At 66.0% G+C, this 13,207-nt stretch carries 12 protein-coding genes; 2 read left to right on the forward strand and 10 right to left on the reverse strand.

Features of this window, described 5'->3' with window-relative positions:
• Positions 1 to 171: 171 nt before the first annotated feature.
• Complete coding sequence (locus H3H55_RS09905) at positions 172 to 408, forward strand: hypothetical protein (RefSeq protein WP_193098493.1); 237 nt, start codon at positions 172 to 174, stop codon at positions 406 to 408.
• A gap of 62 nt (positions 409 to 470) precedes the next feature.
• Here the strand turns inward: H3H55_RS09905 and H3H55_RS09910 are convergent, their stop codons facing one another.
• The 7 genes from H3H55_RS09910 to H3H55_RS09940 all read right to left on the reverse strand — a co-directional run bounded on the left by H3H55_RS09910 (position 471) and on the right by H3H55_RS09940 (position 8,849).
• Positions 471 to 1,307, reverse strand: coding sequence for a lysozyme inhibitor LprI family protein (locus H3H55_RS09910; RefSeq protein ID WP_193098494.1), 837 nt, complete (start codon positions 1,305 to 1,307; stop codon positions 471 to 473).
• Positions 1,308 to 1,739: 432 nt separating this feature from the next.
• On the reverse strand, positions 1,740 to 2,306 hold the full coding sequence (gene phaR, locus H3H55_RS09915) for a polyhydroxyalkanoate synthesis repressor PhaR (protein ID WP_129512258.1): 567 nt from the start codon (positions 2,304 to 2,306) through the stop codon (positions 1,740 to 1,742).
• A 119-nt stretch (positions 2,307 to 2,425) separates the two neighbouring features.
• Positions 2,426 to 3,166 (reverse strand): 3-ketoacyl-ACP reductase, encoded by a 741-nt coding sequence (locus tag H3H55_RS09920; protein ID WP_193098495.1) that lies wholly within the window; start codon positions 3,164 to 3,166, stop codon positions 2,426 to 2,428.
• A 120-nt stretch (positions 3,167 to 3,286) separates the two neighbouring features.
• The gene (locus tag H3H55_RS09925) at positions 3,287 to 4,468 is read right to left on the reverse strand and encodes an acetyl-CoA C-acetyltransferase (RefSeq protein WP_129512260.1); all 1,182 of its coding nucleotides are present in this window, start codon (positions 4,466 to 4,468) and stop codon (positions 3,287 to 3,289) included.
• Between the two features lie 99 nt (positions 4,469 to 4,567).
• The gene (phaC, locus tag H3H55_RS09930) at positions 4,568 to 6,433 is read right to left on the reverse strand and encodes a class I poly(R)-hydroxyalkanoic acid synthase (RefSeq protein WP_193098496.1); all 1,866 of its coding nucleotides are present in this window, start codon (positions 6,431 to 6,433) and stop codon (positions 4,568 to 4,570) included.
• 361 nt (positions 6,434 to 6,794) lie between these two features.
• Complete coding sequence (pgeF, locus tag H3H55_RS09935; RefSeq protein WP_193098497.1) at positions 6,795 to 7,634, reverse strand: peptidoglycan editing factor PgeF; 840 nt, start codon at positions 7,632 to 7,634, stop codon at positions 6,795 to 6,797.
• A gap of 6 nt (positions 7,635 to 7,640) precedes the next feature.
• Positions 7,641 to 8,849 (reverse strand): RluA family pseudouridine synthase, encoded by a 1,209-nt coding sequence (locus H3H55_RS09940; protein ID WP_129512263.1) that lies wholly within the window; start codon positions 8,847 to 8,849, stop codon positions 7,641 to 7,643.
• A gap of 41 nt (positions 8,850 to 8,890) precedes the next feature.
• Between H3H55_RS09940 and H3H55_RS09945 the strand changes: the two genes are divergently transcribed.
• Complete coding sequence (locus H3H55_RS09945; RefSeq protein ID WP_129512264.1) at positions 8,891 to 9,715, forward strand: outer membrane protein assembly factor BamD; 825 nt, start codon at positions 8,891 to 8,893, stop codon at positions 9,713 to 9,715.
• A gap of 120 nt (positions 9,716 to 9,835) precedes the next feature.
• Here H3H55_RS09945 and H3H55_RS09950 read toward each other — a convergent pair whose 3' ends face one another.
• The 3 genes from H3H55_RS09950 to H3H55_RS09960 all read right to left on the reverse strand — a co-directional run bounded on the left by H3H55_RS09950 (position 9,836) and on the right by H3H55_RS09960 (position 13,188).
• Positions 9,836 to 12,085: an ATP-dependent DNA helicase gene (locus tag H3H55_RS09950; protein WP_129512265.1), complete on the reverse strand. Its 2,250-nt coding sequence runs from the start codon at positions 12,083 to 12,085 to the stop codon at positions 9,836 to 9,838.
• Between the two features lie 57 nt (positions 12,086 to 12,142).
• Positions 12,143 to 12,358, reverse strand: a complete 216-nt coding sequence (locus H3H55_RS09955; protein WP_006478692.1) for a YdcH family protein — start codon at positions 12,356 to 12,358, stop codon at positions 12,143 to 12,145.
• A 77-nt stretch (positions 12,359 to 12,435) separates the two neighbouring features.
• On the reverse strand, positions 12,436 to 13,188 hold the full coding sequence (locus H3H55_RS09960; protein WP_193098498.1) for a hypothetical protein: 753 nt from the start codon (positions 13,186 to 13,188) through the stop codon (positions 12,436 to 12,438).
• Positions 13,189 to 13,207: the final 19 nt, after the last annotated feature.

Here is a 13,207-nt window from a genome sequence, read left to right on the forward strand (position 1 = left end):
GCGCGGGCGTCCCGAGTCGACAGGGGAAACCGATCCGCCCCTTTCAGATCGACGCAACGAGACAACAGACACGATCGGCAAACACCGCCGCACCAGAATCGCCCCGAAACCGCCCCACCGCTATGCGAAAATCGCAGCGTCCGCTCTCTTCAACTAGCCAACGGGGCCAGTATGACCACCCACATCACGATCGAATTCACCGAACACGCTGCCGAAACCATCGGCGAGCAGACCAGCACCAGCTTTTCGTATGACCAGGGCGCGCACGTACCGCAACCCGGCGACTTCGTCGAGCTCGAGAATTCGCCGCAGACGTTTTTCGTGATCGGCCGTGTGTTTTCGCTCAAGGCCAACTACAGCGCCGTCAAGCTCGTGCTCGACCTTCCTCCGCACGACGACGAGGACTGACATCGCGCCCGCGACGAGGTCGTAAAAAAGCCCGCCGAAGCGGGCTTGACCCGGTCCTGCATTCACGGAAACATCGCCGCCGTCAGGCACCGATCGAACCACACCGCGTCGTCTCCATCACCGATCGGCCACATTTCCGCATCGAGTTGCGGCAACCCGGTTACCGGCGTTGACGCGTGGTTATCGCCACCAGCCGCCCCCGCGCGCATCCACCCCGATTGCGTTCCACCGTTGTCGCACGCACTCGCATGCGCCTGCGCTTCGCAGAACGCCACCGGTCGCACCTTCCCGCCGTCGGCCGCACTCACCAACCGGTACTGATAAACCGCGCCGGTCGCCCAGTCCTCGCTCTGGCTGCAGACCCGCGCACGATTCTGCACATGGACCGCGCCGAAACACGCATAGGACACGTGTGCGCCGCTCGCATCGTCGGGAATGAAATCGCAGTTTCCGTCGAAACCCGTCAACGGGCCACCCGTGTATTTCGCGAGCCACTGCCGCTCGGCCAGCGCTCGCGCGATCAGCCCTTTACCCGACTGATCGGCCAACACGGCGGTGCGCCGATCGATCGCCTTGCGCACTTCGTCGACGGCCATCGGATGGCCCTCGTAATCGGCCGCGAGACGGTTGTTGCGCGCGTCGATCCAGCGGCGCTGGCTACGCACCAGCATGTCGCGGATAGCAGCGTCCGGCGCAGCCTTCAGCACGCCCGCATAGGCCGAATTCATGCGCGCATCGGCCGACCGCAGCCCGGGATTCGCGCAGATGCGCTTCTCGATCGGTTGCGCGGCTTTCGCGCAATCCATCGCAAAGCCCGGTGCGGCCAGGCCAATGCCGCACATGAACATCGAAGCAAGACCGGCCAGCCTGCCGGCCGATGCCATTTGAATCCCTCGCATGCTCTCTCTCATCCGGTTTGTTTTTCTTGGCCGCACCGCATCGGCGCGGCGTCGCACATCGTGTCGTGCCCGGAACCCGATGCCGCGCTTCGCGACAGACGACTTCCACGGCTTTGCGGTGCTGCGCCGCTGCGGGTTCGACGGGCAAACACCCACGCCGGTACAAACGCACCTGTCAGGTGCGGTGCGTCCCGGCGTTCATTCGTATGTGACTGGAGCTCGATCGACCGGACCACGGTCATGCCCGTTCATGCCCGGCGCGAGCATTCGGTGCCGACGATCATGAACGACCGTCGGCGAACGCTTCCGGCAGGCGGCAGCCGCGCATCGTCGTGCGGGAACGCACGATCGATCGGCCGCCCCGCGCCGCCTTGCTTCACGGCACCGACGCCCGACAGCTCGCGCCGCCACGGCCGGCCTGCCGCGAAATCGCTACTTCTTCTCCGGCTCCGACGCGCCCGGCTGCTTGAACGGGAACGTGCTGAACATCGACTTCGCCTGGTTCTGCATCTGTTCCTGCATCTGCACGAACATGTTCTTCGACTGCTCGATGTAGCTCGTCATCATCCCTTGCATCATCGGCGCCTGCATGTTCATGAACTGCGACCAGACTTCCGGATTCATCGCATTGGTGTCGTACAGGTTCTTCGACTGATCCGCGAGCTTGTTCTGGATATCGATGAACGCCTGGATGTTCTTTTCCAGGTACGTGCCCATCATGCCCTGCATCGCGTGACCGTAGAAGCGGATGATCTGCGACAGCATCGACGACGAGAACATCGGCACACCGCCGCTTTCCTCTTCGAGGATGATCTGAAGGAGGATGCTGCGCGTCAGGTCTTCGCTGGATTTCGCATCGACGACCTTGAAGTCCTCCTGCTCCAGCACGAGTTGCTTCACGTCGGTGAGCGTAATGTACGTGCTTGTCTCGGTATCGTAGAGCCGGCGGTTCGGATACTTCTTGATGAGCCGTTCGGCCGTCTTCTTTGTAGTGGTCATGTAACGCCCTTCTGTGCAGCGTAGCGCAAGTGACGAATCCCCGCCGCCCGAATCCGGGAGGCGGGGGCCTTCGGAACACACCCGGCTGCGCGGCCACCCGGCCCGCACAGCCCGGGCGTTCAGCCCATGTGCAGGCCGCCGTTCAGCGAAAAGTCGGCGCCCGTCGCGAAGCCGGAATCGTTCGACGCGAGCCACGCGACGATCGAGCCGATTTCCTCCGGACCGCCGAGACGTCGCACCGGGATCGTCGCGACGATCTTCTCGAGCACGTCGGGACGGATCGCCTTCACCATGTCGGTGCCGATGTAGCCCGGCGACACGGTGTTGACCGTCACGCCCTTCGTCGCGACTTCCTGCGCGAGCGACATCGTGAAGCCGTGGATGCCGGCCTTCGCGGTCGAATAGTTGGTCTGGCCGAATTGCCCCTTCTGGCCGTTCACCGACGAAATGTTGACGATCCGGCCCCAGCCGCGCTCCACCATCCCGTCGATCACCTGCTTCGTGACGTTGAACAGGCTCGTCAGGTTGGTGTCGATCACGGCGGTCCAGTCTTCATGCGTCATCTTGCGGAACACGACGTCGCGCGTAATGCCCGCGTTGTTGACCAGCACGTCGATCTCGCCGACTTCGGCCTTGACCTTGTCGAACGCTTCCTTGGTCGAGTCCCAGTCGCCGACGTTGCCTTCCGACGCGATGAAATCGTATCCGAGCGCCTTCTGGTCCTCGATCCATTTCACCCGGCGCGGCGAATTCGGGCCGCAACCCGCGACCACCTTGAAGCCGTCTTTCAACAGACGCTGGCAGATGCTGGTGCCGATGCCGCCCATCCCGCCCGTTACGTACGCAATTCGCTGAGACATAAATCTCACTCCATTTTTTGGTTTCGAGAGCTGCCTGAGGCCCCTCTGACTTCACGTGGCGCCGGCCGAAGCCGCAATCGGCCGGCGCCCGGATTCGGTTCGCTGGTGGCGAACGACCGGTTACGGACGCTCGACCGCGAGCGCGACACCCATCCCGCCGCCGATACACAGCGACGCCAGCCCGCGCTTCGCATCGCGCTTGGCCATCTCGTGCAGCAGCGTCACCAGGATCCGGCAGCCCGACGCACCGATCGGGTGACCGATCGCGATCGCGCCGCCGTTCACGTTCACCTTCGACGTGTCCCAGCCCATCTGCTTGTGCACCGCCAGCGCCTGCGCCGCGAACGCCTCGTTGATCTCCATCAGGTCCAGGTCGCCCGGCGTCCAGCCCGCGCGCTCCAGGCACCGGCGCGAGGCCGGCACCGGGCCCATGCCCATCACGCTCGGATCCACGCCCGCGTTCGCGTACGCTTTGATCCGCGCCAGCGGCGTCAGGCCCAGCGCCGCCGCCTTCTGCGCCGACATCACCAGCACCGCCGCCGCGCCGTCGTTCAGGCCCGACGCGTTCGCCGCCGTCACCGAACCGTCCTTCGAGAACGCCGGCTTCAGCCCCGCCAGCGATTCCGCCGTCACGCCGTGACGCACGAACTCGTCGGTCGCGAACTGCAGCGGCTCGCCCTTGCGTTGCGGGATCGACACCGGCACGATCTCGTCGTTGAAACGCCCGGCCTTCTGCGCCGCTTCCGCCTTGTTCTGCGACAGCGCCGCGAATGCGTCCTGCTCTTCGCGCGTGATCCCGTATTCCTTCGCGACGTTCTCCGCCGTGATGCCCATGTGGTACTGGTTGTACACGTCCCACAGGCCGTCGACGATCATCGTGTCGACCAGCTTCGCGTCGCCCATCCGGAACCCGTCGCGCGAGCCCGGCAGCACGTGCGGCGATGCGCTCATGTTCTCCTGGCCGCCCGCGATCACGATCTCCGCGTCGCCCGCCACGATCGCATTCGCCGCCAGCATCACGGCCTTCAGGCCCGAGCCGCACACCTTGTTGATCGTCATCCCCGGCACCGCCGTCGGCAGCCCGGCCTTGATCAGCGACTGCCGCGCCGGGTTCTGCCCCGAACCGGCCGTCAGCACCTGCCCCATGATCACTTCGCTGACCTGCTCGGGCTTCACGCCCGCACGCTCCAGCACCGCGCGGATCACCGTCGCGCCCAACTCCGGCGCCGCAATCTTCGCAAGCGAGCCGCCGAATTTGCCGACCGCGGTACGCGCGGCCGATACGATCACTACGTCCGTCATTTCCCTTTCCTCCAGGCCCGCACGACACGGCGCATCGCTACCGGCCCTGTTAAAAAAACTGCGGTGCATCGGACAGCGTGCGCCGCTGTCCGGTTTTCGTCAATCGCGCTGCAACACGTAACGTCCCGGCGCCGGCTCGATCACCGGGAACTGCGCGGAACCGGGCTGGGCGGGCGGCGCCACTTTGCGGCCGCCGTACTGGTCGAGCCATTCGACCCAGGTCGTCCACCAGCTTCCCGGCTGCTCGGTCGCGCCGGCAAACCAGTCGTCCGGGGATTCGGGCAGGTCGCTGTCGTTGACCCAGTAGCTGCGCTTTTTCTTCGCCGGCGGATTGATCACGCCCGCGATGTGACCCGACGCGCCCAGCACGAACTTCAGCGGGCCCGTCAGGATCGACGTCGATACGTAGGCCGTCTGCCACGGCACGATGTGATCCTCGCGCGAGCCGTAGACGAAGGTCGGCACGTCGATCAGCGACAGGTCGACGGATTCGCCGCACACGGTCAGCTCGCCCGGTTCGCGCAGCTTGTTCTCGAGATAGGTATTGCGCAGGTACCACGCGTACATCGGACCCGGCAGGCTCGTCGAGTCGCTGTTCCAGTACAGCAGGTCGAACGGCGCGGGCGTACGGCCCTTCAGGTAGTTGTCGACGACGTAGTTCCACACGAGGTCGTTCGGGCGCAGGAACGAGAACGTGTTCGCGAACTCGACGCCGCGCATCAGCCCCGGTTGCGTGCCGTTCTTGCCGCCGATGGTCTGCTCGCGCATCTGCACGTGCGCCTCGTCGACGAACACGTCGAGAATGCCCGTGTCGGTGAAGTCGAGCATCGCGGTGAGCAGCGTCATCGACGCGGCCGGATGTTCGCCGCGCGCGGCGAGCACGGCCAGCGCCGTTGCGAGCATCGTGCCGCCGACGCAGAAGCCGAGCGTGTTGATCTGCTCGCGGCCGCTGACCTGCTGCACGGCATCGATCGCCGCGAGCAGCCCTTCGTTCATGTAGTCGTCCCACGTCTTGTGCGCGACCGATGCATCCGCATTGCGCCACGACACGAGGAACACCTGATGGCCGTTCGACAGCGCATGCGCGACGAGCGAATTCTCGGGCTGCAGGTCGAGGATGTAGAACTTGTTGATGCACGGCGGGACGATCAGCAGCGGCCGCTCGAACACCTTGTCCGTCTTCGGCGTGTACTGGATCAGCTGGATCAGGTCGTTTTCGTAGACGACCGCGCCTTCAGTACACCCGAGGTTCTTGCCGACCACGAACTGCGATTCGTCGGTCTGCGAAATCTTGCCGCGCTGCAGGTCGCCGAGCAGGTTCATCATCCCCTGCCGCAGGCTTTCGCCCTGCGTCTCGAGAATCGATTTCTGTGCGTCGGGATTGAGTGCGAGGAAGTTGCTCGGCGCGGCGGCCGCCGTCCATTGCTGGACCGTGAAACGGATGCGCTCGCGCGTCTTCGGATCGGTCTGAAGCGCGTCGGCCAGTTCCTGCAGATAACGCGCGTTGAGCAGATACCAGGCAGCCGCGAACGCATGCGCGGGCGACGCCTTCCACGCATCGCCGCTGAAGCGGCGGTCCTTCAGTTCGGGGGACTCGAGCTTCGCGGCGGCTGCCTGCTGCATCAGCGTCATGCAATCGCGCGCGTAGTCGGCCTGCAGCGTCTGGAGCCGTTCGGGCGGGATCGCGGCAACCGGCAGCTTCAGCCCCGCGAACGGCGACGCCATGCTGCCGAGATCGGGCATTGACGGCACCTGGAACGGAAACGACGTCGGGAACTGGAATGTCGCGAACGGATTCACGGTGGCCGACGCAGTCGCGGCGCGTGCCGGATCTGCAAAACCACGCCACGCGTGCAACCACGACTCGAACATCTGCTGCATCGGCTGGGCGGTCGGATCGAATCCGATGCTGCCCGCGGAAGTGCCCGCCTGAGCGGACGTCGACGAATTTTTCGATGCTGTCATTACCTGCCTTACCGGTGATTCGTGAGCGTCAATCGTGAAATCCTGCTCGCGCGCGGCGTGCCGGCTGCGAGCCGGGCCGTCATGCTCTGGAGAGGCGTCTCCAGATTCTGCCGCAGTGCGGTATTTTTATCATTATCGTTTTCCCCATGTGAAGCGCCGCGTCAAACCGCTGAACATTTCTGCGCGGAGATAATCCGTGTGCAACAGACACGACAAGGGTTCCGGCGAAACATAAAACATATTGGTCGACTTGACTTCGGGATTTTTCATTCGACTGCGCATGCAACGCCGAATTGCCGCCGGAATATCGAGATAACCCGATTTCGCGGCGCAACAAAACCATGCGCGCATGCGCATGCCGTCAATCTGCCAGCCAGATCGCCGCCGCCATGCGGCCCGTTACACGGTCGCGCCGATACGAATAGAAACGTGCGTGTTCGGTGACCGTACAAGCTGTCCCGCCGCTCACGTGCGCTACGCCCGCGCGTGCGAGACGCAGGCGCGCGAGTGCATAGAGATCGGCGAGAAACTTGCCGGGCGCGCCGTCGATCGCGACGAACGCATGGCGGGTTTTATCATGCTCCGACTGCGGGGCCGTGTCGAGAAACGCGTCGCGCACGTCGGCACCGACCTCGAACGCCTGCGGGCCGATCGCCGGCCCGAGGTACGCATGAAGCGCGTCCGTCGCGCCGCCCGCGAGCGCCGCGACGCGCGCCGCGGTCTGCTCGACGATGCCGGCCGCGAGCCCGCGCCAGCCCGCATGCGCGGCTCCCACCGCCCGGCCCTGCGCGTCGCACAGCAGCACGGGCAGGCAATCGGCCACCATCACGACGCAGACGGCGCCCGCCCGGTCCGTGACGCTTGCGTCGGCCTGCACCGGCGCCGCGGCAGCCGGCGCCGCCGCGATCACTTCGTCGGCACGCACGATCTGCGCGCCGTGAACCTGCTCGAGCCATGCCGCGCTCGTCTGGCCCGCCAGCGCGAGCAAGCGTGCACGATTCCCGGCGACATGGGCCGGATCGTCACCGGTATGCAGGCCGAGGTTCATCCCGCCCGGCAACGCGGCACCATCCTGCCAGCGCCCGTACGGGCCTTCGCTCACACCACCGTCGCGCGTCGTGATCAGCGCGCGCACGCGCGGCGACACCTGCCAGTCGGGCTGCACGCAGTCCTGCCACGTCAACGGCGCCAGGTTCGTCATCGGCACTCACTCCTCCTCATCGTCCAGGTACGGCTCATCGTCGTGATATTCGCCGCCGAAATCGTCATCGTCGTAGACACCGTCATCGTCGTCGAATTCCTCGTCGCCCTGCCCGAAGCCGAGCGCCGCGACGAGCGCGTTCATGTCGTCGGGCAGCGGACAGCGCCATTGCACCATCTTGCCCGTCACCGGATGCACGAGGCCGAGCCGCCAGGCATGCAGTGCCTGCCGCGCGAACCCGTCCGGCAGCGGCGTGACCGAGCGCTTGCCGCGCGCGCGCCCGTAGACGGGATCGCCGAGCAGCGGGTGGCCGGCGTGCGAGCAGTGCACGCGGATCTGGTGCGTGCGACCGGTTTCGAGGTCGCACTGGATCGCCGAAACCGGCTGACGTTGCCACACGCATGTGTCAACCGTACGGAAATGGGTGCGCGCGGGCTTGCCCGACGCCCCTGTCACGACGGCCATGCGCGTACGCTCGCGCGGATCGCGGCCGATCGGCGCGTCGATCGTGCCTTCCTCGGGCATCGTGCCCCACACGAGCGCGAAATAGCGGCGCTTCACCGTGCGGGCCTGCAGTTGGCGCACGAGGTCCGTCTGCGCGGCCAGCGTGCGCGCCACCACCATCAGGCCGGACGTTTCCTTGTCGAGCCGGTGGACGATCCCCGCGCGCGGCAGGCCGGCAGCCGCGTCGCCGTAGCGGTGCAGCAGCCCGTTGAGGATCGTGCCGCTCCAGTTGCCGGCTGCCGGGTGCACGACGAGGCCGGCCGGCTTGTTGATGACGACGAGCGCGTCGTCCTCGTAGATGACGTCGAGCGGCACGGGCTCCGGCGTGAACGCGAGCTGCTCGGGAAGCAGATCGGGCACGAGCTCGATCGTCGCGCCGAGCGGCACCGGCTGGCGGATCTTCGCGGGCGCGCCGTTGACGAGCACGCGCTGCGCCTCGATCCAGCTCTGCAGGCGGCTGCGCGAGAATTCGGGGAACAGCTGGGCGAGCGCCTTGTCGAGGCGTTCACCCGCGAGCGACGACGGCACTTCGACGACGCGCGGCGCGTCATCGACGGCCGCGGACGGCACAACGGGCGGTTGCAATGCGTCGCCAATCAGATCGTCATCGAGGGAATCCCCCGAGGCAGCGTCGGCGGGCCGATCGCTTGGGCTATAATCTTCGCGATTTGGTGTGCCCGGCTGGGCATTCTGCGAACTTGAACGGGTCATTTAGACTGGGTCACCGAGACTTGAAGCTAGGACATGCGAGCATGATGAATTCGACCAAACGCACGGCCAGAACCGCCGCCGCCCGGGCTGCGGCGGTAGCGGCCGCGGCCCTCATCGCCGGCTGCCACGGCTTGCCGCAGAAGCAGGACGAGACGGCTACCTGGTCGAATAACAAATTATACTCAGAGGCCCAGGACGCACTGTCCGGCGGCGACTGGGGCAAGTGCGCGAAATATTTCGAATCGCTGCAAGGTCGCGATCCGTTTGGTCATTTCGCGCAACAGGCGCAGATCAACGTTGCATACTGCAACTGGAAGGACAACGAAGCGGCAGCCGCTGACCAGGCCGTCGACCGATTCATCCAGCTTCACCCCGATCATCCGGATATCCCGTACGCGTACTACCTGAAGGGGATGATCCACTTCAACGACGATCTCGGCCTGTTCGGCCGCTTCTCCGGCCAGGACATGAGCGAGCGCGATCCGCAGGCACTGCGCGAATCGTACGATGCGTTCAAGGTCGTCGTCGACCGCTTCCCGAAGAGCAAGTACGCGCCCGACGCCGCGGCACGGATGCGCTACATCGTCAACGCGCTCGCGTCGCACGAAGTGCACGCGGCCGACTACTACTACCGGCGCGGCGCCTACGTCGCGGCAATCAACCGCGCGCAGCTCGCGATCAAGGATTACAAGGGCGCACCGGCGATCGAGGACGCGCTGCACATCATGATCCTGTCGTACGGCAAGCTGGACCAACCGCAACTCGCCGAGGACACGAAGCGCGTGCTCGCGGGCACGTTCCCCGACAGCCCGTACGTCACGGGCCACTCGCGCCCCGGCGCGAAGAAGTCGTGGTGGCAGTTCTGACGAACGCGCGACGCAACGCCCGTTGCACACACAAAAAACCCGGCCATCGAGCCGGGTTTTTTATTGGCGCCGCATTCATGCGGCGCAGGTAAGCCCGCGCGGCAATCGCCGCGCGCGCCGTCACGTGCGCTTGTCCGACCGTTGCTCGTCGAAGAAATCCTGGACGACCGCGATCTCCCGGGTCCGCTTGAACGGCGGCAGGCTCTGCCAGATCCGGCGTCCGTAGGGCTTGTCGACGAGCCGCGTGTCGCAGATCATCAGCACGCCGCGATCCGTCTCCGCGCGAATCAGCCGGCCCGCGCCCTGCTTCAGCGTAATCACGGCCTGCGGCAACTGGTGCACGGCGAACGGGCTCAGCCCCTTCTTCGTCAGCGCGTCGAGCCGCGCGGCCAGCACCGGATCGTCCGGCGGTGCGAACGGCAGCTTGTCGATCACGACGAGCGACAGCGCGTCGCCGCGCACGTCGACGCCTTCCCAGAAGCTCTGGCTACCGACCAGGATCGCGTTGCCGTACGCGCGGAAGCGGTCGAGCAACTCGGTGCGGCTCGCATCGCCCTGTACGAGCAGCGGCGTGTTCCAGCCGCGCGACTCGATCACGTCGCGCAGCTTCGACGCGATCCGGTCGACCGCGCGCAGCGTCGTGCACAGCATGAACACGCCGCCGCCGGACGCCTCGATCGCCGGCAGCGCGGCATCGAATACGGCATCGGTAAACGCCGGCGAAGACGGTTGCGGCAGGTTGCGCGGCACGTACAGCAGCCCCTGCGTCTGGTAGTCGAACGGGCTCGCGAGCGTCATCGAGCGACGCGAGCTCAGGCCCATCTGCGCCGCGTAGTGCGTGAAATCGCCGCGCACCGACAACGTGGCCGACGTGAACACCCACGCACGCGGCACGCCCGCGCGCTGCTTCGCGAAGATCGGCGCGACCGACAGCGGCGTTTCGTGCAGCTGGACGGTATGCGCGAATACCTCGACCCAGCGCACCTTCTCGTTCGGATCGCCGTCGGATGCCGCCTTGTCGCCGGCCGCCGCCGCATCGGCCTTCGCGGCTTCCTCCGCCGCACCGGGGGCGACCCAGCCGGCCAGCAGGTCCTGCAGCTCGCGTGCGCGCCGCAGGCACGCACCGAGCGATTCCGCCCGCTCGGCTTGGCTCGCAAGCGCCGACGCGAGCGCGTCGAGCGCGGCATCGAGTGCGTCGAGCGCACCGAACATCGGGTGATCGTCGCCAAGCTGGGCGAGCGACATGCGTACGATCTGGTCGTTCGCGAATGCAAGGCGCAAGTCGCGCGCCGCGCGTTCGAGATCGCCGCCGAGCTTCACCCACTCGACCGCGTCGCGCGCGTGGCTCAGGCCTTCGGCCACCGTGTCGCGTGCGAGCTCGAGAATCTGCGTCGTCGACAGCGTCTCGCCGAAGAACAGCGTCGCCGTCTCGGGCAACTGGTGCGCTTCGTCGAAGATGACCGTGTTCGCGTTCGGCAGCAGCTCGGCCATCCCCGTGTCGCGCAGCATGATGTCCGCGAAGAACAGGTGGTGGTTGACGACGACGACGTCGGCCTGCTGCGCCTCGCGCCGCGCCTGCATCACGAAGCATTCCTTGTAGTGCGGACACTCCTGGCCGAGGCAGTTGTCGCGCGTCGACGTGACCATCGACCACACGGGCGCCGTTTCCGGCACGCTCGCGAGTTCGGCCTTGTCGCCGCTCTTCGTGATCTTCGCGAAGCGGACGATTTCCTGCAGATAAGCCGTGTCCTGCCGCGACGGCAGGCGGCCGTTATCGGCCGTGCGTTGCAGGTAGTAGTGGCACAGGTAGTTTGCGCGCCCCTTGAGCATCGCGACCGTCACCGGCACCGCGAGTGCGTTGCGCACGGTCGGGATATCGCGCTGGAACAACTGGTCCTGCAGGTGCTTCGTGCCGGTCGACACGATCACCTTGCCGCCCCACAGCATCGCGGGCACGAGATACGCATAGGTCTTGCCGGTACCCGTACCGGCTTCGACGATCAGCGTGTTGTCGCCCGAGTCGCTGTCGGGCTCGGCCGCCGCGGCGGCGTCCGCGCCCGGCTCTGCCGTCTTGTCGCCGTCGCCGAGGCGGCGCGCCGGCCGCTTGCGGGTTTCGAAGATCTCGGGCTCGGGCATCCGGCGCGCGGACGCTTCCATCGCGGACGCAACCGCACGCGCCATCTCGATCTGCGACGTACGCGGCCGATAGCCGTCGAGCGCACGTGCCAGCAACCCGCCTTCGCCGAAGATCGTGTCGAGTTCGTCGACGCGCTTGCGGCTCAGTTCGAAAGTGCCTTCGGGCGCACGAACGCGCCCGGCGGACGATGTGTCACGCCGGGCATCGGGGGTGGCTTCAAGCGGAGAATTCAAGGCAAGCGTTCCTGTGTGTCCAGCGCCCGTGCGGCGCCGGCGCTTGCCAGGCCGCGCTCAGGCGCGCTTATCCGGTTCCAGCTGCGATTGCAGCAAAATGATCTTGTCTTTGGCCGCCAGCTTTTCCTTCTTCAGCCGGTGCAGCGTGATGTCGTCGATGTCGGAGTGTCCTTCCTTCAGCTCGATCTCCCGAGCAAGCTGCTGGTGCTGCTCCTGCAATGCAGCCAAACGGTTGTGCAATTCCTGCTGCTGTTCCGTGTGACGGTTTTGCATATTTGCCTCCTCATCGAAGCAGCGCACCGGCTGGCGTGCCGACGCGCTTGAGACTGATTCCGGATCAATCCAACACGTTACTGCCCCTGCTGTTGCTGCTGCTTGGCCTTCTCGGCCGCTTCCTGCTGGCGCCGCTCGACGTCGGCCTTGTGCTGCACGGCTTCCTTCTGCTTCTGCTCGTAGCGCGCGGCATTGTCCGCCCGCTCCTGCGCCTTCTGCGCAGCCTGCTGGTGCGCCTGGTCGAGCTTGTGCTGGAAGTCGGCCTGCTTCTGGTCGTACGCCTGCTTGCTCGCCGCGCGCTGCGGCCCTTCCGCGCCGCGCTGCGCCTGCTTCAGCGCATTTTGCTCCTGCTTGTCGCGGAACGCAGCCGCGTTCGCCGCGTCGGTCGCCGCGCGCTGCGGTGCTTCCGCCGCGTTCTGTGCCTGCTTCAGCGCCTGTTGCTGGTCGCGCTGCTGCGCGCGCACCGCGCGCTGCTCGTCGTTGAGCGCGAGTTGCTCCTGGCGAATGCTCGCCCGCTCGTCGCGCATCTGGTCGCGTGCCTTGCCGAGGCAGTGATTGACGAAGAATTTGCTGTAGCAATCGTGCTCGGCCACCGCATAACGATAATCGTTTTCCGCGGAGCGTTGATTGAGCACTTTTTGACGGGCGTCGAAATCCGGTGCGACGGAGGCGGCGGCAGGCGCGGCCGCGACGGCGTCCGGCGCGGTTGCGCCCGAGGCCTGCGCGAACACGCAGGAAGGCCCGGCAGACAAAGCCGCGGCGAGCGCTGCGCCGAGCGCGACGAGAGAAATGCGGGAAGTTGGCAACGTCGTAGGAAAGCTGCGGGACATGTGTCAAATTCTATCACCC

This window comes from Burkholderia sp. Z1 (assembly GCF_014893795.1).
Lineage (GTDB): Bacteria > Pseudomonadota > Gammaproteobacteria > Burkholderiales > Burkholderiaceae > Burkholderia > Burkholderia theae.

Bases quoted from the DNA above. Each gene is read 5' to 3' on its own strand.
- H3H55_RS09905 (WP_193098493.1), top strand. From the start codon at position 172: ATGACCACCCACATCACGATCGAATTCACCGAACACGCTGCCGAAACC.
- H3H55_RS09910 (WP_193098494.1), bottom strand. From the start codon at position 1,307: ATGCGAGGGATTCAAATGGCATCGGCCGGCAGGCTGGCCGGTCTTGCT.
- phaR (WP_129512258.1), bottom strand. From the start codon at position 2,306: ATGACCACTACAAAGAAGACGGCCGAACGGCTCATCAAGAAGTATCCG.
- H3H55_RS09920 (WP_193098495.1), bottom strand. From the start codon at position 3,166: ATGTCTCAGCGAATTGCGTACGTAACGGGCGGGATGGGCGGCATCGGC.
- H3H55_RS09925 (WP_129512260.1), bottom strand. From the start codon at position 4,468: ATGACGGACGTAGTGATCGTATCGGCCGCGCGTACCGCGGTCGGCAAA.
- phaC (WP_193098496.1), bottom strand. From the start codon at position 6,433: ATGACAGCATCGAAAAATTCGTCGACGTCCGCTCAGGCGGGCACTTCC.
- pgeF (WP_193098497.1), bottom strand. From the start codon at position 7,634: ATGACGAACCTGGCGCCGTTGACGTGGCAGGACTGCGTGCAGCCCGAC.
- H3H55_RS09940 (WP_129512263.1), bottom strand. From the start codon at position 8,849: ATGACCCGTTCAAGTTCGCAGAATGCCCAGCCGGGCACACCAAATCGC.
- H3H55_RS09945 (WP_129512264.1), top strand. From the start codon at position 8,891: ATGATGAATTCGACCAAACGCACGGCCAGAACCGCCGCCGCCCGGGCT.
- H3H55_RS09955 (WP_006478692.1), bottom strand. From the start codon at position 12,358: ATGCAAAACCGTCACACGGAACAGCAGCAGGAATTGCACAACCGTTTG.
- H3H55_RS09960 (WP_193098498.1), bottom strand. From the start codon at position 13,188: ATGTCCCGCAGCTTTCCTACGACGTTGCCAACTTCCCGCATTTCTCTC.